The organism is Photobacterium sp. GSS17 (assembly GCF_028621875.1).
GTDB classification, from domain to species: Bacteria; Pseudomonadota; Gammaproteobacteria; order Enterobacterales; family Vibrionaceae; genus Photobacterium; species Photobacterium ganghwense.
Genome location: NZ_CP117518.1, coordinates 1,160,123 through 1,182,802 on the forward strand (window position 1 = coordinate 1,160,123; position 22,680 = coordinate 1,182,802).

Annotated in this window: 25 protein-coding genes; 17 read left to right on the forward strand and 8 right to left on the reverse strand. The window is 49.2% G+C overall.

The window, feature by feature from the left end; all coding sequences use genetic code 11:
- Positions 1-105 precede the first annotated feature (105 nt).
- The 4 genes from PGW97_RS21715 to PGW97_RS21730 form a co-directional block, all read right to left on the reverse strand.
- Positions 106-657 carry a hypothetical protein gene (locus tag PGW97_RS21715; RefSeq protein ID WP_217391668.1) on the reverse strand — a complete coding sequence of 184 codons (552 nt, stop codon included), beginning with the start codon at positions 655-657 and terminating at the stop codon, positions 106-108.
- 400 nt (positions 658-1,057) lie between these two features.
- Positions 1,058-1,342: a MazG nucleotide pyrophosphohydrolase domain-containing protein gene (locus PGW97_RS21720; RefSeq protein ID WP_047886044.1), complete on the reverse strand. Its 285-nt coding sequence runs from the start codon at positions 1,340-1,342 to the stop codon at positions 1,058-1,060.
- A gap of 206 nt (positions 1,343-1,548) precedes the next feature.
- The gene (locus PGW97_RS21725; protein WP_273859800.1) at positions 1,549-2,904 is read right to left on the reverse strand and encodes an MBL fold metallo-hydrolase; all 1,356 of its coding nucleotides are present in this window, start codon (positions 2,902-2,904) and stop codon (positions 1,549-1,551) included.
- 186 nt (positions 2,905-3,090) lie between these two features.
- A complete protein-coding gene (locus PGW97_RS21730) occupies positions 3,091-3,606 on the reverse strand; it encodes a macro domain-containing protein (RefSeq protein ID WP_273859801.1) in 516 nt (171 codons plus the stop codon).
- A 333-nt stretch (positions 3,607-3,939) separates the two neighbouring features.
- Here PGW97_RS21730 and PGW97_RS21735 point away from each other — a divergent pair, with 333 nt between their 5' ends.
- Both PGW97_RS21735 and PGW97_RS21740 read left to right on the forward strand, forming a co-directional pair.
- Positions 3,940-4,506, forward strand: coding sequence for a type II secretion system protein (locus tag PGW97_RS21735; protein ID WP_217391671.1), 567 nt, complete (start codon positions 3,940-3,942; stop codon positions 4,504-4,506).
- A 156-nt stretch (positions 4,507-4,662) separates the two neighbouring features.
- Positions 4,663-5,544, forward strand: coding sequence for a patatin-like phospholipase family protein (locus tag PGW97_RS21740; protein WP_273859802.1), 882 nt, complete (start codon positions 4,663-4,665; stop codon positions 5,542-5,544).
- Positions 5,545-5,655: 111 nt separating this feature from the next.
- Here the strand turns inward: PGW97_RS21740 and PGW97_RS21745 are convergent, their stop codons facing one another.
- A complete protein-coding gene (locus PGW97_RS21745; RefSeq protein WP_047886048.1) occupies positions 5,656-6,114 on the reverse strand; it encodes a dCMP deaminase family protein in 459 nt (152 codons plus the stop codon).
- A gap of 200 nt (positions 6,115-6,314) precedes the next feature.
- Between PGW97_RS21745 and PGW97_RS21750 the strand changes: the two genes are divergently transcribed.
- The 7 genes from PGW97_RS21750 (at position 6,315) to PGW97_RS21780 (ending at position 15,495) form a co-directional block, all read left to right on the forward strand.
- Positions 6,315-6,992, forward strand: a complete 678-nt coding sequence (locus PGW97_RS21750; RefSeq protein WP_047886049.1) for a type 1 glutamine amidotransferase domain-containing protein — start codon at positions 6,315-6,317, stop codon at positions 6,990-6,992.
- 35 nt (positions 6,993-7,027) lie between these two features.
- Positions 7,028-7,468 carry a VOC family protein gene (locus PGW97_RS21755; RefSeq protein WP_273859803.1) on the forward strand — a complete coding sequence of 147 codons (441 nt, stop codon included), beginning with the start codon at positions 7,028-7,030 and terminating at the stop codon, positions 7,466-7,468.
- 600 nt (positions 7,469-8,068) lie between these two features.
- Positions 8,069-8,596, forward strand: a complete 528-nt coding sequence (locus PGW97_RS21760; RefSeq protein WP_273859804.1) for a hypothetical protein — start codon at positions 8,069-8,071, stop codon at positions 8,594-8,596.
- Positions 8,593-10,890 carry a UDP-forming cellulose synthase catalytic subunit gene (bcsA, locus tag PGW97_RS21765; RefSeq protein WP_273859805.1) on the forward strand — a complete coding sequence of 766 codons (2,298 nt, stop codon included), beginning with the start codon at positions 8,593-8,595 and terminating at the stop codon, positions 10,888-10,890. Before PGW97_RS21760 ends, bcsA begins: the two co-directional genes overlap by 4 nt.
- A complete protein-coding gene (locus tag PGW97_RS21770; RefSeq protein WP_273859806.1) occupies positions 10,887-13,004 on the forward strand; it encodes a hypothetical protein in 2,118 nt (705 codons plus the stop codon). Before bcsA ends, PGW97_RS21770 begins: the two co-directional genes overlap by 4 nt.
- Positions 13,001-14,026, forward strand: a complete 1,026-nt coding sequence (locus PGW97_RS21775) for a glycosyl hydrolase family 8 (RefSeq protein WP_273859807.1) — start codon at positions 13,001-13,003, stop codon at positions 14,024-14,026. The genes PGW97_RS21770 and PGW97_RS21775 overlap by 4 nt, the downstream gene beginning before the upstream one ends.
- Positions 14,023-15,495: a tetratricopeptide repeat protein gene (locus PGW97_RS21780; protein WP_273859808.1), complete on the forward strand. Its 1,473-nt coding sequence runs from the start codon at positions 14,023-14,025 to the stop codon at positions 15,493-15,495. Before PGW97_RS21775 ends, PGW97_RS21780 begins: the two co-directional genes overlap by 4 nt.
- Positions 15,496-15,629: 134 nt before the next feature.
- Here the strand turns inward: PGW97_RS21780 and PGW97_RS21785 are convergent, their stop codons facing one another.
- Entirely contained in the window at positions 15,630-16,538 is a 909-nt protein-coding gene (locus PGW97_RS21785) for an aldo/keto reductase (RefSeq protein WP_273859809.1), read from the reverse strand.
- A gap of 138 nt (positions 16,539-16,676) precedes the next feature.
- On the opposite strand from PGW97_RS21785, the gene PGW97_RS21790 reads away from it, so the two are divergent.
- The 7 genes from PGW97_RS21790 (at position 16,677) to PGW97_RS21820 (ending at position 20,436) form a co-directional block, all read left to right on the forward strand.
- A complete protein-coding gene (locus PGW97_RS21790) occupies positions 16,677-17,084 on the forward strand; it encodes a helix-turn-helix domain-containing protein (RefSeq protein WP_273859810.1) in 408 nt (135 codons plus the stop codon).
- Between the two features lie 144 nt (positions 17,085-17,228).
- The gene (locus PGW97_RS21795) at positions 17,229-17,582 is read left to right on the forward strand and encodes a tRNA-binding protein (RefSeq protein ID WP_273860645.1); all 354 of its coding nucleotides are present in this window, start codon (positions 17,229-17,231) and stop codon (positions 17,580-17,582) included.
- 85 nt (positions 17,583-17,667) lie between these two features.
- Positions 17,668-18,036: a RidA family protein gene (locus PGW97_RS21800; RefSeq protein WP_047886058.1), complete on the forward strand. Its 369-nt coding sequence runs from the start codon at positions 17,668-17,670 to the stop codon at positions 18,034-18,036.
- A gap of 46 nt (positions 18,037-18,082) precedes the next feature.
- On the forward strand, positions 18,083-18,484 hold the full coding sequence (locus tag PGW97_RS21805) for an NUDIX hydrolase (RefSeq protein ID WP_273859811.1): 402 nt from the start codon (positions 18,083-18,085) through the stop codon (positions 18,482-18,484).
- Positions 18,485-19,007: 523 nt separating this feature from the next.
- Positions 19,008-19,244 carry a hypothetical protein gene (locus PGW97_RS21810; RefSeq protein ID WP_217391682.1) on the forward strand — a complete coding sequence of 79 codons (237 nt, stop codon included), beginning with the start codon at positions 19,008-19,010 and terminating at the stop codon, positions 19,242-19,244.
- A gap of 65 nt (positions 19,245-19,309) precedes the next feature.
- Positions 19,310-19,801 carry a GNAT family N-acetyltransferase gene (locus PGW97_RS21815; RefSeq protein WP_273859812.1) on the forward strand — a complete coding sequence of 164 codons (492 nt, stop codon included), beginning with the start codon at positions 19,310-19,312 and terminating at the stop codon, positions 19,799-19,801.
- 38 nt (positions 19,802-19,839) lie between these two features.
- Entirely contained in the window at positions 19,840-20,436 is a 597-nt protein-coding gene (locus tag PGW97_RS21820) for a class I SAM-dependent methyltransferase (RefSeq protein WP_273859813.1), read from the forward strand.
- 135 nt (positions 20,437-20,571) lie between these two features.
- On the opposite strand, the gene PGW97_RS21825 is transcribed toward PGW97_RS21820, so the two are convergent.
- Positions 20,572-21,027: an NfeD family protein gene (locus tag PGW97_RS21825; RefSeq protein ID WP_047886061.1), complete on the reverse strand. Its 456-nt coding sequence runs from the start codon at positions 21,025-21,027 to the stop codon at positions 20,572-20,574.
- A 16-nt stretch (positions 21,028-21,043) separates the two neighbouring features.
- Positions 21,044-21,997 carry an SPFH domain-containing protein gene (locus tag PGW97_RS21830; RefSeq protein WP_047886062.1) on the reverse strand — a complete coding sequence of 318 codons (954 nt, stop codon included), beginning with the start codon at positions 21,995-21,997 and terminating at the stop codon, positions 21,044-21,046.
- A 357-nt stretch (positions 21,998-22,354) separates the two neighbouring features.
- Between PGW97_RS21830 and PGW97_RS21835 the strand changes: the two genes are divergently transcribed.
- Positions 22,355-22,507 carry a hypothetical protein gene (locus PGW97_RS21835; protein ID WP_169776047.1) on the forward strand — a complete coding sequence of 51 codons (153 nt, stop codon included), beginning with the start codon at positions 22,355-22,357 and terminating at the stop codon, positions 22,505-22,507.
- Positions 22,508-22,680: the final 173 nt, after the last annotated feature.

Sequence of the window (22,680 nt, forward strand, 5' to 3'; positions counted from 1 at the left end):
ATAAACATCGCTTACTCCATGTTCGGCCTGTCAATTCAACGGATTGTCAGCACAAACAAAAACGCCCCGGGGAAACCGGGGCGTCATAGTAAGAAAAACCGTCAATTACGCTTGAGTCGCCTCAGCAGGCGCAGACTGCGATTCTTCAGGATTTTTGATCAACTTGTATGACATGATGCCAATCACCATCGCTTTGATGATCATCATTTGCGGATTACCGTAATATCCCACCATACCGACAAACCCGGAAATCAACATCAGCACCCGGTACTTACGCAGGGTCGTCATGTAAATCGCAGCCAGAATGACCGCCAGATCTGCGAACTGGAAGGCAACCGCCAACGAAGGCTCCGCGATGAACGCCGTGACCGCAAAGTACAAGATATAACCAATGCCGGCAGCCATGGCGGCTCCCAATGCAGCCAACCAAGACTTTGGCACATTCATAAAGTCTTTGGCGTAACGGTAGGCATTAATACTGGCGACAGACAAATTCAGGATCACCTTGGCATGCCAGCCCATCAGAACCGACCAGATGATGTCATTCGCTGCTGAAGCAAACGCGGCAAACCGCGTGGCTTTCATGCTGTTGAAAATAGTCAATGAGATATAGAAGGCAACACTGGTCCAGCCCAGCACTTCAGCAAGTACTTCCATTAAATTCACCCAGGAAAGAATTTTGTGCCAGATGGTAATGAGGATACGGTAAAAGCACAACCTAAAACCGTATTCCTATATATAAAAACCACCAAAAAGGAAGGGTAAAGCAGATAATTATCATTTACCGCTATAGTTAAGTGCCTTCGTCGGCCGTGACTTGTCCTGGAGTGACTCAGAATAATGAGGCTCACAGCTTTGAGTATAGAAAGGGCGAGCAAGACTCGTGCTTTTCTACGTCTTGCTGCAAAAAGAGATCGCGGAGAGCAAAGCGTGAGAACAAAGCGCGAGAGCTAAACCAGTGTGCGATGACAAACCAACTATCCCTTTTAACCATCGTGTTAAAGGTTGGATGGAATGCCGGATTTCGTTTTACTCACGCGCTTTTTACGATAGGCAATTAGCGGTTATATTTAGCTTTGTTTAAGACTTCTTTTAACTCGTGCGTCTTTTCCAAATTCACGTCATAGATATTGGCAAGCGCACAAACATAATAAAGAACATCATACAGTTCTTCAGCAATCGTTCCTTTTAATGCGGCCAAATCAGGCTGCCCACCCTTTCCGGCACGAATAGACTCAGCCAGTTCGCCCACTTCCTCGATTAACTTCAGAAAATAATGCTCAGAGTGCTCTGGGGCGTAATCAAATTCCTTAATGTGACTTTGTAGCTCAGATAGCTTCATAACATCCTTTTGTCTTTCAGCAGATTAAATAGCCCGTACCTGGACACTATATCTGCCAAATCAGAATATATTCAATCAATTAACACTAAAAAGTGCAGCTGTTATGAAGATAGAACAGAGGTGGCCAGACTTTCGCTCTCTCTGTTTTAGCTTACCCCTGAAGCGATAGATAAAAAGTAACTGGCACAACGCTCTGCACACATAAACTACAGGCGCAAAATATCCCAGTACCCCGCTACGCTGACATTAAATTTCGTATGCTCCTGCAAATACACCCGCAGGCTTTCAAGCGCTTCATGGTCACCATGAATCAACTTAATTTGCGTTTTCTTCGCCAGAGAGGATTCCTGCAGCCATTTGGTAAGCTCCAGGTAATCAGCATGGCCGGACAAACTGGATATCGCAGTGACCGAGGCTCGAAGCGGAATCCATTCACCATGAATTTTTACTGATTCCACCCCTTCAAGCATTTTCGCGCCGCGGGTCCCCCCCACCTGATACCCAGTGAACAGGACCGTACATTTCGGACTCGACAGCCAGCGCTTGAAGTGGTGTAAAATGCGCCCCCCTGTCGCCATGCCACTGCCGGCAATAATAATATGAGGAAACGCCTGCCCTTCGATTGCTTTCGACTCATCCACTGTGCGGATATAAATAATGGAATGGCTCATACGGTGACATTCATTATGACTCAGCTTGTGTTGATCGCTGAAGCGGCAAAATATATCTGACACTTCGATGGCCATCGGGCTGTCGAGATAGATCGGCATTCTGGGAATTTCCCCGTTATCCATCAGTTTTGCCAGCAAATGCTGAAAGGCCTGCGCCCTTCCCACGGCAAAAACGGGCACCAGTAACACTCCCCCGTTTTTAGCGACACGGTTTACCACCGCAGCAAGTTGCTCGGCAGGGTCCTGGTTGTCGTGCAGGCGATTACCATAGGTAGACTCCATCAATAACAAATCCAGAACCGGTAACGGCCGGGGGGGTCGCATCAACACATCGTTGTAACGCCCTACATCGCCGGAAAAGCCGACACGCTTTCCCTCTGCTTCCAGAATAATACTTGCCGCGCCAAGGATATGCCCGGCCGGTTGCAGATGAAATCGGATATCACCGACTTCCACCTGCTCATCGAAATCAACCGGCTGAAACAGTGTCATACACTCTTCGGCCGTTTGACGGTCGTAAAGCGGTTCAGGGTGTTCATGTTTACCGAGCTTGTGCTTGCTTAAATAACGGGCGTCTTCTTCCTGAATATGGCCGCTGTCAACCAGCAAGATTTGGCACAGTGCTTGTGTCGCATGATGAGTAAACACCGGACCACGAAAACCACGTTTATAGAGCACCGGAATATAGCCAGAATGATCCAGGTGCGCGTGCGTGAGGATGACGGCATCCAGCGAATTGATATCCATCGGCAGCGTTTGCCAGTTTCTTTCCCGTAACCATTTGTACCCCTGAAAAAGTCCACAATCGACCAGTACGCTCGTATTTTTGGTTTCGACAAGAAACTTGGATCCGGTTACGGTTTCAGTACCACCAAGAAACGTAATTCTCATCAGGTCTTCCTCATTTTTCGTCACACTTGATTTGTCTGACAGTCAGCACCACCAGCATTTTTCATCCGCGATGGTATACTCCGCGTTTCACCCACCTGCTGATTTAACCTCTTATACATTCAGGCTTTAAGGCCAATTCAGGTTCACCATGTCATAATACAAGCCTAACAACTGTCTGTTGTTTGTTCAGGGCTGCGAACTCAGGATCTGTTTCCAAAGTGATACCATCGATTTTCCCATCAAATAAAAATAGATTTGCAGATGACTGTACGCCTCACGACGACAGACGGAAAATGCCACTTCAGCGGCTTCATCGTGAGGATAACCATACACACCACAAGAAATCGCGGGAAAGGCGATGGTCTGGCACTGATGCTCCAGAGCCAGTTGAAGGCTGTGCTCGTAGGCGGCTCCCAGTAGCGCTGCAGGATTGGAGACACGGTCATAGACCGGACCAACGGTGTGAATCACGTACTTGGCAGATAAATTGCCGGCACTGGTAATGCGCGCCTCCCCGGTCGGGCATCGGACACCCCCATAGGCGGGCACTTGCAAGCAGGCTTGCCGCAATGCAGGGCCTGCAGCCTGATGAATCGCGTCATCAACTCCGCCTCCACCCAACATAACTGGATTCGCGGCATTGACGATGGCATCCACCTTCGCTTTGGTGATGTCTCCCTCAATGATCATGATTTGGCTCATCCACTCACCTTTCTCTGCCCTGCTTTCATTGTTATCCTGAATGTTTTGACATTAGCAGAAGCGACTCGCTAACAATGTCGGCAAGTTGGGAATCAGCTGGCATTTCCATCTACAAACACTTACTCAACCAATTAAATCAACTGGTTAACTTATCAGATCATCGGCCATCCCTCACTTTCATTCCGACGCTGCATATTTTGGCGTTAAAACCCAGTAAATACCGATATCTTGCATACAAAAGCGATTAAGTTCCTCTTAATACATATTTGATTGCCATATGGTATTTGTGGCGTATAATCCGGCCACTGATTTTTTGTATGATATAAACCCCGAATGAAAGCTAAAGGTTTCACATTAATAGAACTGGTCACTGTTGTTGTGATTCTCGGTATTGTTGCCGTAGTTGCCGCACCTAAATTTTTGGACGCACAAGACGATGCCAGAAACGCGGTACTTGCAAGCATGGCAGGAACCATCAAATCGACCGCTGAAACGACTTACGGAAAAATGGCTATCGAAGGGCTGGAAAATCACCCTTATGTCACAACCCATGACAATGCCGGGCATGAGAACGCATTGGTTACAGACCTACCTTTCAGCCTCTGCAAAATGACATCCAATACCTACTGTGTATTCCGGTTTGGTTACCCTGATTCCGACCCTGTGACCTTATCGAATCTGGTGAAAGGGATTCGAGATTACCGTTCAGACGATTATGATTTCGTCGCGATCTACGGCGACAGCCAAGATATAGAATCCGCCTACATTACCTTCCGTCATAATGTAGAAACAGATTCAAGTAACCAGGAAGTACTGAAAGAAAAGCGCTGTTACATCAAATACACCCGAGCAATGAAGGTGGGTGACCGCCCAACAACAGAAGTCATTCCTTGCGTGTAATACCGTTGAAAACTTTCTGATCCCCCCTCTTTTCTATAACAACAGCCATCGATTGATGGCTGTTTGTTTTTACCTATCAAATCAATAAACACGACCAATTTTTCCTGCCCGCAGTTCGTGCGTATTCTTCTCGCATTACAAGAATATGAGGTCAGTATGCAGTTTGAAAACAGCCGAGCGCTTATTGTCGAAGGTGGCGCAATGCGGGGAATTTTTGCCAGCGGCGTCCTGGATGCCTTTATGTCAGAAGGGCATCGTCCCTATGACTTTGCGATTGGTGTTTCAGCCGGGGCATCTAATCTGTTGGGCTATGTCGCCGATGCGCCTCAGCGCAGTTATCAGGTCATTACTGAACTGGCTATCAGTCGACGGTTCTACAATCCGCGTCGTTTTCTGAAAGGCGGCGATCTGGTGGACGTGGAATGGCTGTGGACAGAATCTAATCGCCGCTTTCCACTCGACAAGCAGCAACTGTTTAGCGCAATTCCATTCTGGGCAACCATGACAGATGTGAATACCGGTAAGGCCAACTACTACCGTATTACCGAGCACAACATGCACCAAGCCATGGTGGCGACAGCAGCGCTACCGATTGCTTTTAAAACGACACCCTGTTTTTCAGGGGGGTGTTTTACTGATGGGGGTGTCGCTGATTCTATTCCGGTTAAAGAAGCCTACCGACGCGGAGCACGAGATATCACCGTGGTGTTATCTCATCCGCTCAGTTATCACATGCCGCCGAACCGCCACCCGTGGGTCATGAAAACGCTGCTATCCCGGTATCCGGGTGTAGCGGAGGCTATGGCACACCGTGCAGAACGCTACAATGCATCACTGGAGTTTATTCGGACCCCGCCGCGAGACGCGACAGTCAGAGTCATTGCCCCGCCGGAAAACTTCGCCGTCAAACGCCTCACAATGAAACGTGAGCGACTCGATGAAGGCTACCAGATGGGAATAAAAGCCGGGCAGGATCACATCATGAACTTACGGGGAAAACACGGGCTGACCCGTGAAAACTGTCACTTTTGCTTCTAACAGCAGCAAAACAGTGCGACAAAAAAGCCACCTTTGCTACTGAGGCATAAGGTGGCTTTCATACTGACAAGAGATGGCTCAGTCATTTATCTGACCAAGCCCGAGAAACGTTTATTGCGGGCTCTTGAGTGCCAGTCCTTCCAGCGGCAGCCAGTCAATCGCGACACCCGCTTGCTGGAACATTTCTTCGCTGACTTTGATTTTCTCACCCCAGCGAGACAGGAAATCGTCCGTCTGCTCAGGACAATGCACCGTTGAAATCCCCGTCTGGATAATTTTGGCGGCGCAGTTCGGGCAAGGGAAATGCGTCACCCAGATATCACAACCGGCCAAATCCCGTTTCGCAAACAGAATTGCGTTCTCTTCGGCGTGCAGGGTTTTCAGGTACTTCATTTCGCGCTCATCGGTGTCGGCACTGTCTGAAATACCGTGCGGATAACCGTTGAAGCCAACAGAAACAATGCGATTTCCCTGGGTGATCACTGCACCAACCTGCGTCGAGGGATCTTTACTCCATGAACCAACCAGCTCGGCCATCTGAAAAAAGCGCACAGCCCACTTAGAAATCATGCTCGTTACCTTAATCATTCACTATGAGGGTATAAACTGGCTTTATTTTGCAAGACTTGCCCTTTCTTCTCAAGCATATCCTGATGATAAAGGTAAGTATTTACTTGCGTGATGTTCACAGAGTTCTCCTTCAAAGTAACGAACCCAGCCGTGATCAACTAAGCTTTCGCTGTATCTCACTCGAAGAAGGGATGTCAAACATGAAAAAAGCACTGATAGTCCTTACCAGCCATGCTCACATGGGCGATACCGGTACACAGACCGGCTTCTGGCTTTCTGAACTGACCCACCCTTACTATGCCATGGCCGATCAGGGGATTCGGGTCGATGTGGTCTCGATTGACGGCGGCGAAACACCGGTTGATCCCAAAAGCTGGGATGAAGAGGATCACGCCAATGCACGTTTTCTCGCCACGCCTGAACTGGTCGAACACCTGAAGAACAGCGACTCTCTTGCCAGTGTGGATATCGGCGAATATCAGGCGATTGTGTTCGCCGGTGGCCACGGCACCATGTGGGACTTTCCTGACAGCAGCACCGTCCAGCAAGCGGCGGTAAATATGGCTCAGCAAGGCGGCGTAGTCGCAGCCATCTGTCACGGGCCCGCCGCATTGGTGAATGTGACCCTCCCTGACGGAACGTACCTGATTGCCAACAAACGCGTGACCGGATTTACTAACGAGGAAGAAAAAGAGGTGGAGCTGACCGATGTGGTGCCTTTTCTCCTTGAAGATCAGCTGAAAGCAGCCAGCGCCGTGTTTGTCAAAACCAGCCCCTGGACCAAGAACGTGGTCGTGGATGGCAAACTGGTCACCGGCCAGAACCCACAGTCCGCTTTCGGAGTAGGTGAAGCAGTCGCCGAAATACTGTTAGAATAGACATCAAAACCATTTGGATAACCACAGGAAATACAATGGAATATCTACACACTATGGTGCGCGTCAGCGACCTTGACGCTTCTCTGGACTTTTACTGCAACAAGCTGGGATTGGTTGAAGTTAACCGAAAAGAGAGTGAGAAAGGCCGCTTCACACTGGTGTTTTTGGCTGCACCAGGTGACGCAGACCACGCAAAAGCACATCATGCGCCGCTACTTGAGCTGACCTACAACTGGGATCCTGAAGCGTACACCGGTGGCCGTAACTTTGGCCACCTGGCTTTCCGTGTCGATAATATTTACGACCTGTGCGCCCACCTTCAGGACAACGGTGTGACAATCAACCGTCCGCCGCGTGATGGCTACATGGCATTTGTCCGCTCTCCGGATGGCATTTCCATTGAGCTGCTGCAAAAAGGCGAAACACTGGCACCGGCTGAACCATGGGCATCCATGGAAAACACCGGCGAGTGGTGATCTGAGCGGTAATCAGGTTTTCCTGAGTCAGCTACAGTGACTTAAAGGCGTGTTTACAGGCCTCGAGCGTCTGTCCTTGAAACTCTGGCCTGGAAGTTCGGATTAGCAAGACGATTTGGTCACCAAGACGCTCTTGCGCGTCAGAAACTTCAGGTCAAACTCCAAACTGAGTACGCCTTACCCGGTACGGTACATGCCCGATGCGCCTGTCATTAGGCTGCTATCAGACTGGCTCTATCAAGCACCCGCCATCAGGCAGCTTTTAATACGTATTTTATTGAAGCTGCCTGTTATCTCTCTGCCTGCTGTTTCATCTCTCTGTTTTCTTTGAACCGTTTTGCATAAACTGTTTTGCTTGAACCATTTTGTTTAAACTGCTGTGTTTGAGCTGTTTTCTTGCTATCCACTTTTCGACTCGTTATGTTCCGTGGCTTTCGAGTTCCCCTCTCTCTACTGATTCAAATGTCAGTATCTTTTACACTTTCTTTCATCAACGTGTTCAGCCTTAAGAAAAATTCTCATAAATCAGTCGGCTAGTCAGGATTGAAAATATGGTGGCGTTCTTGCATAGCCCCGTTCAGGAGCATCAAGGAGGCACTTATGAGTTTACGCAGTATCCTTGGCATTGTTGTTGGGGCGCTCAGTCTGACCGGGTGTCAGCTGACTCAGTCCCAGACAGTCAGTCATACGTTCAATGATCCCGTCACAATCCATGACTATCAGCTACCTGTCTATCCAGAAGGGCAAAAACTGCTGACCAATTACCGGCAGCGCAGAAACGAAGAGCTATGGTTCTGGTCTGAGCTGGGCAATACAACTTTTCAGCGCGGTGAAAACCTGATCGTACAGGTGGTGTCGAAAAAACCACTGGAACAGCCTCCCTCGCTTTTCGCCTTTGCCATGCCGCCAAACCCCGGTGAGCGTAAGTACAACGCAGTCGGCCCCTACCAGCGTTGGGTCAACGTCATGCCCAACGGTGACCGCTGCGTTTATGCCCAACAGCACACCCGCAAGATGGAGCAGTGGTTATCCATTTTTATCCATTATTGCGCCCCTGAAAACCGTCACAGTCTCACCTGGCTGGATGAGCTGAAACCCAGTTTCTATCTGGAGGACTTTCCGTCATGAAAACCCCGAATGCACTGTCCGGAATGAAGTGGTTCACTGCCATTCTGCTGTTTGTCGCGATTACCGGCCTGGCAACCGTGAACGTCTCAACGGAAACTCACCTCTGGCTGTCAGCCTCTGCGTTTGTCATTGTGATGCTGGGGATGAACCGCAGCGACAGAAACATGCTGAACCTGATCATGTTGATCACAGGCGCGCTGATTTCGCTGCGCTATATCTGGTGGCGCTACGACCAAACTCTGCCATGGGAAAGCAGCATTGATATGCCTTTTGCGCTGGCGCTATTCATCACCGAAATTTACGGCATCACCATCTACCTGCTAGGTATGTTCGTAAACGTACGCCAGCGTGAGCGGGACATCGTACCAATTGACGAAAGCAAGCCTCTTCCCGTCATCGATGTATTCATTCCAACCTACAACGAATCGCCTCGCGTGGTACGGCCAACAATCTCGGCAGCGATGCAGCTTCGCTATCCGGGGACGGTTAATGTCTGGGTGTTGGACGATGGCGGCACGGCGCAAAAGCTGAACGACCCGAATCTTCAGCGTGCCAATGCGGCTCGTCAGCGGACCAATGACCTAAAACAACTGTGCCTGGAATTGGGAGCCAACTACCTGACCAGACCGGCTAACCTGAACGCCAAAGCCGGGAATATCAATCACGCGCTCAAACACAGCTCCGGAGAGCTGATTCTGATTCTGGACGCTGACCATGTGCCCACCCGTGATTTTCTGGTCAATACTGTCGGCATGTTTCAGCAGCAACCCCGTTTAGGATTTCTCCAGACACCGCATTTTTTTGTCACTCCAAATCCCATTGAGCGAAATCTGGGCATAGAGAACAAGGTGCCGGCAGAAAACGAAATGTTCTATAACCGCATTCTGAAAGGTATGGACTTCTGGAATGCCAGTTTCTTCTGTGGTTCAGCCGCCATCATTCGCCGCAAGGCACTGGTTGAAGCTGAGGGGATCTCAAGCAAAACCATCACTGAAGATGCCGATACCGCGATTAATATTCACGCCAACGGATGGGACAGCGCCTATATCAACAAGGCCATGATCGCAGGCCTCTCGCCTGACACATTCGGGGCGTATGTGGCCCAGCGTACCCGCTGGGCACAAGGCATGCTGCAAATTTTCATGCGCAACAACCCCCTTCTGAAGCGTGGGCTGAGCCTGCCGCAGAAGCTCTGCTACCTGAACTCAACCCTATTCTGGTTTTTCCCGCTATTCAGGGTCATTTACCTACTAGCCCCCTTGTGCTACCTGCTGTTTGACCTGCAAATTTTCGTGGGTAACGCGAACGACTTTATCGCTTACGCCATCCCTCATCTGATCATCAGCATGGCTATCAACCAGCACTTATTCGGCAACTCGCGTAACGCCTTTTTCTCCGAGCTGTACGAGACCATACTGGCGCTTTTCCTGCTGTTACCAGTGCTGTCGGTACTGGTGAACCCGAGAAAACCAAGCTTTACCGTAACTCCGAAAGGCGAAACCACTGACCATACCCACTTTTCGTCATTAACTCCTGTGGTACTGGCACTGATCGCGATCATCGGTACCGCAGAAGCCTGGGGGATTTATCGGATCTACCAGTACCCGGTCGAGCAAGGGCAACTCACAGTCGTACTGGTCTTCAACACCTTCAACCTGCTGATGTGCCTGGTCTGCCTTGGTGCCATGGTGGAAAAACGTCAGCGTCGTTTTGAACCCCGGACTCGCTGTGAAACCCGGGCATCGGTCAGCATCAACGGAGAATCATCCGATGCACTGATTGAAGACGCATCGATCAGCGGTGCCCGGCTGACCATTCCTTCGCTGAGTCAGCCGCTGCAACCGAACGATGTAATCCAGCTAGTTTGTCTGGCTGAGCAGCCGAAGTCTTCACCTCAGCCTGATACCGAGAGCTATCCGATAAGTGACAACATTCACGGCAACACCGCCGGTAAAAGCTCAGACAAAATGCACCTGAAACCGCATCGCCTGGCACTGCGGGTGCATCAAGTTCACGCCCTGGCAACCGGGCAAACCGTCAATTGCGAGTTGATGGATGCCGATGCCAAAGCCGCGCAGATTTTTACCAGCATGACCTTCGGCCACAGCCAACGCTGGGCGAAACGCCGCGAGTTTGAAGCTCAGCAGCGCAAAAGTCTGCCCCATGCGTTTGCCAGTTTCTGCAAGCTGGCCTTCCTCGGGCTCACCCAGGCCATCACTTCAGCAGGCAATCGTCAGGATTCTTCCGGCTCAGCAGCTCACCACGACAACCCAACACAGGATGTACGCCAATGAAACGCATATTGCTTTTTCTTGTCTGTTGCCTGATCACTGCCGCCAGTCAGGCTGAAACCATTCGGGTGCCGTTTCAATATCTGTTACCGGATGGCCGGGATCCGATGCTGCGCGGGCAATGGGATAAGATCAGTTTCCCGATCACGGTGCTGGATCACCAGCAAGCAAACGCCATTCAGCTATCGCTGACCCTCAGTCATTCGGGCAATATTGATCTGGCTAATTTATGGCTCAATCTTGGTGAGAAGCCACTTGCCAATATTCAGTTGCACCCCAGCGGCGAGCCACAGCAAATTAAGGTGACACTGCCACCCGAACTGCTGAGTCGGTATGGCAACATGATGACTATTTCGGTGCGCCACCAGCTACCTGCGTCACTGACAATGACCGAACAGCGAATTGATGCATCAGAAGCTGTAACCGAAATTCTGGCATCGCAGTCATTCTATGAACTGGATTACCGCGACACGAATAGCTCACCGACACTGGCCACGTTGGCCGGGCTGATAAAAAGCGGTCAGTTGCATGGCCAGACACTGACGATTGTCAATCTGCTGGAGGATAACCCGCAGGCCGCGCTTACTGTCGCGTCTCACTTGGTTCAGGGTTGGACACTACGCAGCGGTAGCGACCAGTACCAGTATGCCTACGACAACCTAATCGGCTCAGACTCTGGCCTGTCGAACAACAATTCAGCACTGTCAGACAGCGATAAAGTCCAGTTGATCTTCGGATTACCAGAAAACCTGCGACATCAGCATGCCATCCCGGATACCATGACTGACAGTATCCATGGGCCATTTCTGGCGGTTTTCCGCCAGCCTGAAACCCGCCAATGGCGGCTGATTATCTCTGGCCGCAATGCAACGGAGCTGTTACAGGCATCACGGTATTTCGCGACCCCTGACTACAACCTGCCCCCTCAGGTATTCACTCAGATCAGTGAACAGCCGCTGGTCCGCCCAATGCAAATGGCAAGTCAGGATCATTTCCGCATCGGCATGTTTACTCAGCAAAAACAGTTTGGGGACGAACCTTTAATGCTGCCCCTGATGATGCCGGCCAACATGCTGGTCAATCAGGACGAAAACGCGCAGATCAATCTGGTGCTGCGCCATCCGAAAGTTGATCCCGGTGAAGCCGCCATGATCATCCGGGTCAATGGTGAATATGCTAACAGCATGCCTATCCGTGCCAGTTTCTGGCGCCACACTCAGCACTATCGCCTGACGTTTCCAATGCGCCAGCTGCGTCCGGGACTCAACACTGTCAGCGTCGAGCTGTACGGCCCCGAACAACGGGTCACTTACAATCAGGGCTCAAGCTATACGCCGTTTATCGCGCAGATTGACAGCCATTCCACCCTGAAATTGGGTGCCTGGGTAAATTATCTGGCGGAGTATGAACATCAGCTGCCGCCGGAGCAACTGCTGTTTCTCAGTGCCAACAACGGTCGTGATGCACAATTCACCCTCCACTATGAACAAGACAGCACCCTGTCAGCGGTGTGGCAACTGCTGAGTCACCTGACCCATCAGGCACGGCAACCAATGACAGACTTGCTGCTGACCACCACGTTGCAACAAGTCCGCCCGGTGAACCTAACGTTTGATGTGGGCAGGGAAAACCGGGGCACTGAATCATCCGTTACAGATCAAACCGGTGTGTTCAGTCGTCTGCGCCAGTTCCTACTTCACACCATGAATGCAGATAGCACAGGGGAAGCCGACAGCGTTGATGCAGACAGCGTTGATGCAGACAATCGGGTTCAGCCTGCGGCCTTCTACCAGTTTTCGCAGTCGCAGCCAGCACTGAGTATGCAGGGACAAGCGGATTCCATGGCTCGTCTTACCACCGACATCAACGGCTGGCGCAACATTTTCTTCAGCGCAATGGATGAAGCGGCACTGAATGAAGAAATGGCGTTATATCTCAGCCAGGAACATCCGGCTTCATCTGGCAGTATTGAACTGGCCGTTCACCGCTATCAGGACGATCTGCAACTGGCGCGGGCCGGTTTCATTGCTTATCCGTACATGCTGCCACTGCTGTTGCTGCTGCTTATCCTGCCACTGGCATTGCTGATGCACCGTAGCCTGGAGAAGACGCGATGAAATGGTTTCCGCTTGTGCTGGCCACGTTACCGATGCTGACGCACTCATCGGTTGAAGCGAAGGTGCACGGTTGTAACATTCAGGGCGATCAAAAGCTCTGGACGTATTATAAGCAACGTTACATCACGCCTCAGGGACGAGTCGTGGATAACGGCAATGACAGTATCAGCCACAGCGAAAGCCAAGGATACGGCATGTTAATGGCCGCCTTCTTCCACGATCACGACACCTTTAAACAGCTCTGGCAGTGGACTCGTTCTACCTTGCAGCGTGATGAGGATGCCCTGTTTGCCTGGAAGTGGCAGCCTCAACCACCCCATGTCCCCGATCCGAACAATGCCAGTGATGGCGACATTTTTATCGCATGGGCATTGCTGAAAGCCGATGAAGCCTGGCCGGACTATCAATATCGGGAACAGGCCAAAGCCATCATTGATGCTCTGGCGAAAAGCCATATTGTGACACTGGATAATGAACTGGCTTTACTGCCGGCAAGCTACGGGTTTGCTCACCCGACCTCAACAGTGGTCAATCCGTCATACTGGATTTTCCCGGCATTTAATGCGTTCAGACAATTCAGCCCGCGCTGGTCCGCACTCAGCGAAGGTGGGTTGGCATTACTGGATAAAAATCAGTTCGGGAAGTATCACCTGCCGGCAGACTGGCTCGAATTTCAGAATGACAGCTGGCAACCGGCACAGCAGTTCCCGTCCCGGTTCAGCTATTCCAGCTATCGAATCCCCCTTTATCTCATTTGGGGCGGCTACGACAGCGCGATTAACGACCATTACCGCAGCTGGTTGCAACAAAATAACCGCGCCTGGGTAGATGTTAACTCCGCTCAGATGGCCGACTACAAAGCCCCTAACGGGGCCAATGCCATTGCAACGCTGGTGCAAATCAGCCAGGAGAAATACAAGCATCGCAACGCACTCCCCCATCCGGATGCGAATGACGATTATTACTCTGCCAGCCTGATCATTTTTTCTCATATCGCTTTTCACGAGAGGTATTGCCAATGAAACCTTTGACTTTCGCGTTGCTCGCGGCCACTCCGGTAATGGCCGCCGAGCAAGCTCAGGTCCAACTGCTGGAACGCCAGGTGTCGGTGGAAGTCGCCCCGCAGCGTACTCAATCCCAGTTTGATGAAACACCTATCTGGAAAATTCTGGAAAAAGAAGGTTGGCAGGCCGCACAGCAGGCAGCGGCAAACAATAAAACATCTGAAAAGCTGAACACTGAAATCAGCTATCAGGAGGCGCTTAACCAACTGACTCAGGCCGTCAAAACTCATCAGAATGAGCAAGCCCGCCAACTGCTGGCTGCCCATCCTGACTGGGCCAGCTGCCAGCGAATCCAATGGGCGTGGCTGGATCTGCAGCAGGAGGTCGCAACCGGATATGGCCCGAAAGCCAAACAGAAGTTCACCCAAATTCTGACGGCCTGCCCGGATCACGGCCTGAGTACCACACAAAAATTGCTCGGCTGGACCCGCAATACCCATGGCAGTGATATTCTGGCCCGCTACCGCCAAAGTGCTGGCTATCAACCCGAGGCGTACAACAAACTGGCCTATCAGGTGCATTTAACGCAACTCGGGCAGGCCAGACTCAGCACCGCAGATGCCGACGCGGCCGGAAAACAGATCACACAGCTCCGTGATGCAAAAGGCGCAGAAATGCTGGGCTGGCAGTATTACCGTCAGAAACAATACAGTCAGGCGCTGATGTGGTTTGACCAATCCATACAATGGACCCGGTCGGGTTCAGCGGGGACGGGACAACCCAACAAAAAGCAGATTGAAGGGAAAATTCTGACCCTGCAACAGCTGGGTCGCAGCGAAGACGCGTCCCGGTTGCAGCAACAATGGGCCAGCCGGTATCCGGCGTTGAAAAAGCTCAATGCTGGCGAGGGCTCACCACAACTCACCAAAGTGTGCAAAAGTGAACCTCAGGCTTGTCTGGAACTGCTGTATCAGCAACCGTCAATGACCGCCAGTCAGTACGCACTGGCCGGTTGGCAGTGGTACAAGCTCGATCGCCCGTTGACAGCCAAACGTGCTTTTGAACAAGCCCTTGAAGCGATGCCGGGCAGCGACAAACAGTTTCAAGATACACAATACGGCTACACGCTTGCCCTCAACAAAGCTGGCTTTGAGCAACATGCTGAGTTCCTTGCGAACAAACTGACAGATCCGCAGCGCAAGATGCTGTATGCCAAGCAGCGTGAATCCAAGGCCATTCTTAACGCGTACGAGCAGCAGAATTATCAGTTCGTAATAGAACACAGTGAAGCCTTTGAGGACAGTTTTGGCAAAGAAGTAGGACTGACTGAGATTAAAGGCTGGGCATATTACAACCAGAAGCAAAACACCAAAGCTGTAGAGACCTTCCGCAAACTGGTTGAGGCCTACCCTTACGATGAACGATTCCAGGATGCGTTAAAAACTGCTGAATGTGCGCAGAAGAAGAGTTACAAACTGTGTTATTGATGCTGCCACGAACACGCTGAAACCGCTCTCTTTGATTGACATAAATAAAAAGGGCCTGCTGCTGGCCCTTTTCTTTGTCCGGTCAGTTACCGGCATACTTAGACATCGGATTGGCCAACCGCCATGAATCAGGCTTAAGGCACACCATGGCCTTTAGAGGCCGCCCAGACGCGGAACCATTGCTCGCGGGTCAGCTCAATGTCGAGCGCATCCACGGCAGCCTGAACACGTTCAATTTTGCCCGAACCAATGATCGGTAACGGACGAGACGGCAGTCGACGTACCCAGGCAAAAATCACCTGATCGATACTGGCCGCACCGGTTTCTTCACGAATGGCTTCCAGTTCGTCACGCACCCGAATTTGTTGCTCAGTCTGGCCGGAGAAAATCGCACCGCCCCCCAGACAAGACCAGGCCATCGGTTTGATGCGCTTCATTTGCAATTGATCCAGCGTTCCGTCGTGGCACACCTCAAAATTCAGCGGATTAATTTCAACCTGATTAGTCACCAGAGGTGCATCCCAGCGTGATTGCAGCAGGTCAAACTGAGCGGGCGTAAAGTTAGACACACCAAAGTGGCTGACTTTCCCCTGCTGCATCAGTTCAGCAAACGCCTCAGCAACTTCATCCGCATCCATCAGCACATCCGGTCGATGAATAAGCAGCACATCGATGTGATCAACATTCAGACGGGATAACGAATTATCGACAGATGCCAGAATGTGCGCCTTGCTGGTGTCATAGTGATTAATTTTGCGCTCCGGAAACGCAGCACTGCACAGCTTGATATCGCATTTAGTCACGATCTCAATCTGATCACGCACTGACGGCTCTAACGCCAGCGCCTCACCAAACAGACGCTCACAGCTGTAGTCACCATAGATATCCGCATGATCAACAGTCGTAATGCCCAGCTCAATGTGTTGTTTTAAGAATGTCAGTCGCTCCTGAGGCGACATTCCCCATTCCGCCGTACGCCAGTAACCCTGCACCAGTTCAGAAAATTGCGGCCCCTGAGGCGCAATCTCAACCTTTGCTACCATGTTGGTAAACTCCTTGTCAGTGAGTCCACACCCGACCCTCTCGGGATGAACTCGCAGATAAATCTTGCCCTCATCCTAGGCTTGTTTCGGCCGTGTCGCAATGCTATAACCCTTCAGCTTCGAACCGGAGTACGAATTATGTCTTTTGCCGAACGCCTTAAATCCCTCATTGGTGAAGAAAGTGTCAGTGGCTTTGCCCGACGTGTGGATATCAGCGAAGCGCTGATCCGAAAATACCTAAAGGGCAGTGAGCCAAGCCTCGCCAAAGCCAACCAGATTGCCATGAAAGCCAATTGCTCCCTGGAGTGGCTGGCAACCGGCTGCGGGTATCTTTATCGTCAGGCTGAAGTGGTAGATAAAATCGCGCTGTATGCTGCCTTTTCGCACTTGTATGGCCGAGAGCCCAGCGAAACAGAAGCCGAAAAGCTAACAAAAATGGTGACCGGCTATCAGTATTTACGCACCCACAAGAAAGTCGATGGCTATCTCGATATTCAGGGCATGGCAACGTTTCTGCAACTGGCCAAACAGGACGAACCCGAGTGAGCCCGAGATCACACACCAAACATTATCATTGAAGTAAAGGTAAACGTTCGTTTTGTTCCAATTTGTACCGCAGGTCTTCTAACCGGCGCCCCATTGGGTATAAGATAATGGCGCATAATGCAATTTTGGAAGAAGGATATTCTGATGACACCCGCCCCGGTCAAACCCCTTGTTACCATCAATGACCTCGACAAGCTGGATATCCGCGTCGGTACAATCACCGCCGTCGCCGACGTTGCCAAATCAGACAAGCTGATGAAATTGACTGTCGATTTCGGCGATCACACCCGTTCGATTCTAGCCGGAATCAAACAAGAACGCGCCAATCCGGCAGAAATCACCGGTAAACAGGCATTGTTTGTGGTTAACCTACCGGAACGCAAAATGGCGGGGGAATTATCGCAGGGCATGCTTTTTGACATTGGGTATGCCGACGGTGTCATCCCTTGTCTGGCCATACCGGAATCCACCCTGCCAAACGGAACCCGGGCTGGTTGAATTATCCTTCTCCCCCTATTCAGAGATAAGCCGCTGATAAGTTTTGCCAAATTGGCGACATCTAAAAACACAAAAGGAAGTTCCCATGAAGATTCACCGTATTAACCCTTCAAAACGCTGGTCAGATATCACAGTCTATAACGGCATTGCTCACTTTGTAGAAGTGGCGGACTCTGACACCAGTGCCGACGTAAGCGGTCAGGCACAGCAAATTTTCCAGCAAGCAGAAGCAATGCTGGCCAAAATCGGCAGTGATAAATCTCGTATCCTGTCAGTTACTATTTACCTGACTGACTTTGCTAACTTTGATGCACTAAACGAAGCATGGGAAGCCTGGTTGCCGGAAGGCTGTGCGCCAAGCCGCGCTTGTGTGAAAGCCGAGCTGGCTGATCCGAACTATCTAGTAGAAATTGCTTTTGTTGCTGCAGCCGGTGAAGAATACCTGGCCGACTAAGTGCGGGTAACTGGCTGAAATATAAAAGAACGAGAAAAAACACACGATGAGTAAACTGATAGATAAACTGGCCTGGATCTTTATTCAGGACGGTAAATTACTGACAGTGCGATCTAAGGGCAAAACCCTCTTTTATCTGCCAGGCGGTAAACGCGAGCCAGGTGAAAGCGATGAGCAGGCGCTAATCCGTGAAATTCGCGAAGAACTGTCTGTTGAGTTGCTCCCAGATAGTATCCGTTATGCCGATACCTTTGTCGGTCCGGCCGACGGAAAAGCCGACGATGTTTCTGTTCAGCTGACCTGTTACTTTGCCGATTTCAGCGGCGAACTCAAGCCTGATGCTGAAATTGAAGAATTACGTTATCTGAGCTCTGCCGACGAAGCTGTCTTTTCCAAAGCAGCCTGGATTGCCGCTGAGTGGCTCAAAGAGAAATCATTGATTCACTGAGCGCGTTGTGCCTTTTCGCACAGCGCCAATATGGTGGTCTGATCCTGTTTTAGCGCTGCCTTTCAGCCCCTGTTCGCCACTTAAACAGGGGTTGTCTCCGCTTGGTGGCATCTCCCTTTATTTACAATTAGCGTAATAATTAAATTGGGGGACTGCCTCGATATAGGGAAATACGCCGACTAAGACTTACCGACTTACCAGTAGGCTGATACCTACTGGCCATCTAAAAAGCCTGACTCTCCTCTCCCATTTCAATAATATATAAATGCGCGGTTCCGCAGATGATTAAATGATCTAAACCGAAACTTCTCAGAGGTTTTATTGGCAACAGGTCAAGTTAATCACTATTTTTTGAAGTGGCTCTGCTAAGGTCTTTTTTATAATGACCAGCATCCGTTATTCCTGTATTACTGCTTACTGCCACACAAAAATTTAAATTATCGCCGATGGTCAGGCATCATTTTATGACAGGCGAATCGAGTGCAGTCGTCTAACCCATTTTATCTGTTCTTAAGGAGAGCATATGGCGTTTTCAGATGCCGAAAGAGAGGCACTATTAGCGGTCAAGGGCGTTGGCCCTACCGTATTGAAAAGATTTGAAGAAATTGGAATAGATACTCTTTCTGACTTAGCTACTTATCAGGCTGATGAAATTACAGAAAGAGTGGCGTCCATGTTGAGAACAACGTGTTGGAAAAATAGCCCGCAAGCTAAAGCAGCAATTGAAGCCGCTATTTCTCGGGCAAAAGAAGGGATGTAGCCACTATTGGCTGGCATATCTACCTCAAAGCCATTGAATACGGCCCCTGCTCCGGGAAGGAACAAATGGACATCGAAAAACAGAACATCAAAGAAATAAACATCGATGATACAAACATCGAGGCAGCAAAAATCTCAGATTTAGATTCAATCGTTGAGCTTGTCGAGCGGGTATCTAACTCAAACATCCTCCCGCATTTTAGTGAAGAAGGACGACTGTTTTTTACATCAAAAGTGCTCCCTGACATCAAAACGACTTTTGACGATACTCGATTTCAACGCTTCAAACTCACTGAACATAATCAACTAATCGGTTTTGGGGCAATGAGAGACCATGACTATATTACGCATTTGTTCATTGATGATGATTATCAGGGAACCGGGTTAGGTAAACGACTGCTTCACCACCTATTGAAACAGTCACCGTCCGGTGAAGTGCGGTTAAGGGCTTCCGTGAACGCCGTCAATTTTTATCAAGCTCAAGGTTTCGAAGCAACGGCTTCTGAATCTGAAGTTAATGGCATCAGGTTTGTGCCAATGCGATGGACATGCTCATAACGACAATGACGTCATGGTTAACTCAGGAATGTATTAACATGGATGAACATAGAGATAAATGGCGAAAGTTCTACGAAAAAGCTTTAAACCGTCCTCATTCAAAAAGAACTGAACAAGCGGTTAAATTGAATATGTCATCACAAAAGGTTGCCGTTGACTGCGGCTGTGGAACCGGCAGTGATATAGAATATTTGAACAGTCAGGGATATCTGGTTCATGGATTTGACCTCAATCCGGATTCAATAGCCATTTGTCGAGAACGCTTCGAGGGTAATTCACAAGTTCATCTTTATGAGTCATCATTCGATCGCTTCAACTACCCAAAGTCCGGAGCGGTAATCGCAAATGCCAGTCTGTTTTTCGTAGAGAAAGTGCATTTTCAAACTACTTGGAAAAAGATAACCTCATGCCTGGAAATAGGCGGTGTATTTGTCGGTGATTTTATGGGTAAAAATGACTCATGGTCTTCTCATTACAACCAGGCTATCACGTCACTCACTAAAGAAGATATCGCTGCACTCTTCACAAACTTTGATATTATTCAACTTCAAGAACGCGATGAGGACGGAACAACAATGTTAGGCGAATCAAAACATTGGCACATTTATTCCGTTGTCGCTATAAAACGTGCTTAATACGTTTCTAATAGACATAAAACTCCACATTCAGGTAGAGAAAACGTCCAAATCACTCCAGACTGTTTTCAAAAAGTAAATAAGCGCGTTAAAAATGTCTCTCTAACGCGCTTAATTACAATATCGGTTCAGGATTTACTTAGTCGCATCCACCCACATCACCCCCACCTCTTTTTTGATGACGGTGACCTGCGTTCCCGCTTTCAGAGGAGAACGGCTTTTCAGTTGCCAGTTAATGCCAGAGTAGGCGTAATGGCTCAGCCCTTTATCATCAACATCACTTTCCAGTGTAAAGGTCAACTCAGCAAAATCCGTTTGAATATCTTGTGTCCCCCGGTTCTCTTGCAGCCGTTTTAACGGTTTCCACAGAATCACAGCCAACACGGCGGTGATCACGGAATTGCTCCAGAGCGCTGTAGTCAATGAACTGTCTAGTACAGAGAAGTTCATCAGCAACCCGGATATAAGCAACGAGAGCCCGAGGAAAAGTAAGATAAAGGTCGACATACCCAGCACCGCTACCTCAATGATTAAGGCGATAACGCCCAAGATCATTAATACTTCGGGTAAATTGTTGGTTATGAATTCCATCGCTTACTCCAGAGACTTACTGTTTCTGTTTCTGATTAATCGAGTTAATGATCGACATACCTTGTGCCACTAGTGCGCTGGCGTCTGTGCCGCTATCTGGCAGCAGAACAACGGAAGACTCTTTGGCAATCGCTTCTTTCGCCGCAATCGCTTTGGTCGCGAGATCCAACTGAATCGCTTTCTGGCCTTCCTCTGTGTTAGCCGCTTCACCTACTTTTCGCAACGCATCCGCCTGAGCTTCAGCAACCGCAAGAATAGCTTTGGCTTCACCTTCTGCCCGCAGAATTTGCTCTGCTTTATCAGCCTCTGCCGCTAGCACTTGCGCCTGTTTCTTACCTTCAGCGACGTTAATAGCTGCTTGTCTGTCACCTTCTGATTCAAGAATTTGGGCACGTTTGACCCGCTCAGCTTTCATTTGCGCTTCCATGGCTTCCATAACTGAGTTTGGCGGCACTATATCTTTGATTTCATAACGCAATACCTGAATCCCCCAAGGCTCAGAGGCTGAGTTTATTGCTGTCACAATGTTGGTATTCAACATGTCACGTTCTTCAAAGGTTTTATCCAGTTCCATCTTACCCAACTCAGAACGCATCGTCGTTTGCGCCAGTTGCGTAACGGCAAACACATAATCGTCGACACCGTAAGTCGCTTTGTATGGGTCAAGCACTCGGAAATAGAGCACGCCATCGACGATCAGTGAAATGTTGTCTTTGGTGATTGCTGATTGCGACGGCACGTCCTGCGCCTGCTCTTTCAGGCTGCGGTCTGCGGCAACCCGGTCGATAAACGGTACAATGAAGTTTAGTCCGGCTTCCTTGGTCGACTGATACTTCCCGAAACGTTCGATTAACCATGCCCGGTTCTGTGGCACAAACTTAACGCTATTTTTTAGTAGAACTAAAACAAAAATTAATAGGAAAACCTCAACATTCAGAACAACGTCGAGAATTTGGAATACTGGATCCATATTACCTTCCTCAGTAACGACTAACCATCTTACTTTAGTAACGGTTAGTGCCTGTTATCATTGATATTTAATCATCTCACACCATACCACTAAGACACTGTGTACACTATAGAAAATGACAAAATACAGCGAAATTATGCTTCCCAGAAACAGCGAATATGTATTAATAAAGCTTTAAATTAATTAGAGCTCATCCTTTTATTACCGATTATTTTATTCATAAAAGACAAAAACAAAAATCAGATAAATTAATTTCATCACCGTGATAAATACATTGATTAGATAAGAAATATAACTTCTGATTAAATGCGCGAATAGATACTTCATATAATCTATTTTCTTAATCAAGGTGATAAAATGTTTTCTATTGATGAAGTTGTTGTTGCAACTAAAGGCGTTGATCTTGGTAAAATGGTTGTTGCTGGCCTGAGCAGTGGCGGCTACTACGTGCATGTTAATGTTGAAGGCATGACGCTGACTTATCCTGCAAAAGATCTACAGAAAGCATAATTTCATTACCTGCTTTATTTATTAAAGGTAGCCAAATGGCTGCCTTTTTTATTTTCAAACAAAGCAATATAATCATAGAAATTAACCAAACTCTGATCACACTTTATTTTTCATTTAAAAATTTGTGAGTAATATCTAAAAAAGCATGCCTAGACGTCGCTTTCTGCAATAGC

Bases quoted from the DNA above. Each gene is read 5' to 3' on its own strand.
- PGW97_RS21775 (WP_273859807.1), top strand. From the start codon at position 13,001: ATGAAATGGTTTCCGCTTGTGCTGGCCACGTTACCGATGCTGACGCAC.
- PGW97_RS21795 (WP_273860645.1), top strand. From the start codon at position 17,229: ATGACACCCGCCCCGGTCAAACCCCTTGTTACCATCAATGACCTCGAC.
- PGW97_RS21740 (WP_273859802.1), top strand. From the start codon at position 4,663: ATGCAGTTTGAAAACAGCCGAGCGCTTATTGTCGAAGGTGGCGCAATG.
- PGW97_RS21800 (WP_047886058.1), top strand. From the start codon at position 17,668: ATGAAGATTCACCGTATTAACCCTTCAAAACGCTGGTCAGATATCACA.
- PGW97_RS21755 (WP_273859803.1), top strand. From the start codon at position 7,028: ATGGAATATCTACACACTATGGTGCGCGTCAGCGACCTTGACGCTTCT.
- PGW97_RS21830 (WP_047886062.1), bottom strand. From the start codon at position 21,997: ATGGATCCAGTATTCCAAATTCTCGACGTTGTTCTGAATGTTGAGGTT.
- PGW97_RS21810 (WP_217391682.1), top strand. From the start codon at position 19,008: ATGGCGTTTTCAGATGCCGAAAGAGAGGCACTATTAGCGGTCAAGGGC.
- PGW97_RS21790 (WP_273859810.1), top strand. From the start codon at position 16,677: ATGTCTTTTGCCGAACGCCTTAAATCCCTCATTGGTGAAGAAAGTGTC.
- PGW97_RS21785 (WP_273859809.1), bottom strand. From the start codon at position 16,538: ATGGTAGCAAAGGTTGAGATTGCGCCTCAGGGGCCGCAATTTTCTGAA.
- PGW97_RS21735 (WP_217391671.1), top strand. From the start codon at position 3,940: ATGAAAGCTAAAGGTTTCACATTAATAGAACTGGTCACTGTTGTTGTG.
- PGW97_RS21835 (WP_169776047.1), top strand. From the start codon at position 22,355: ATGTTTTCTATTGATGAAGTTGTTGTTGCAACTAAAGGCGTTGATCTT.
- PGW97_RS21815 (WP_273859812.1), top strand. From the start codon at position 19,310: ATGGACATCGAAAAACAGAACATCAAAGAAATAAACATCGATGATACA.
- bcsA (WP_273859805.1), top strand. From the start codon at position 8,593: ATGAAAACCCCGAATGCACTGTCCGGAATGAAGTGGTTCACTGCCATT.
- PGW97_RS21825 (WP_047886061.1), bottom strand. From the start codon at position 21,027: ATGGAATTCATAACCAACAATTTACCCGAAGTATTAATGATCTTGGGC.
- PGW97_RS21750 (WP_047886049.1), top strand. From the start codon at position 6,315: ATGAAAAAAGCACTGATAGTCCTTACCAGCCATGCTCACATGGGCGAT.
- PGW97_RS21780 (WP_273859808.1), top strand. From the start codon at position 14,023: ATGAAACCTTTGACTTTCGCGTTGCTCGCGGCCACTCCGGTAATGGCC.
- PGW97_RS21725 (WP_273859800.1), bottom strand. From the start codon at position 2,904: ATGAGAATTACGTTTCTTGGTGGTACTGAAACCGTAACCGGATCCAAG.
- PGW97_RS21720 (WP_047886044.1), bottom strand. From the start codon at position 1,342: ATGAAGCTATCTGAGCTACAAAGTCACATTAAGGAATTTGATTACGCC.
- PGW97_RS21820 (WP_273859813.1), top strand. From the start codon at position 19,840: ATGGATGAACATAGAGATAAATGGCGAAAGTTCTACGAAAAAGCTTTA.
- PGW97_RS21715 (WP_217391668.1), bottom strand. From the start codon at position 657: ATGGAAGTACTTGCTGAAGTGCTGGGCTGGACCAGTGTTGCCTTCTAT.
- PGW97_RS21760 (WP_273859804.1), top strand. From the start codon at position 8,069: ATGAGTTTACGCAGTATCCTTGGCATTGTTGTTGGGGCGCTCAGTCTG.
- PGW97_RS21745 (WP_047886048.1), bottom strand. From the start codon at position 6,114: ATGATTTCTAAGTGGGCTGTGCGCTTTTTTCAGATGGCCGAGCTGGTT.
- PGW97_RS21730 (WP_273859801.1), bottom strand. From the start codon at position 3,606: ATGAGCCAAATCATGATCATTGAGGGAGACATCACCAAAGCGAAGGTG.
- PGW97_RS21770 (WP_273859806.1), top strand. From the start codon at position 10,887: ATGAAACGCATATTGCTTTTTCTTGTCTGTTGCCTGATCACTGCCGCC.
- PGW97_RS21805 (WP_273859811.1), top strand. From the start codon at position 18,083: ATGAGTAAACTGATAGATAAACTGGCCTGGATCTTTATTCAGGACGGT.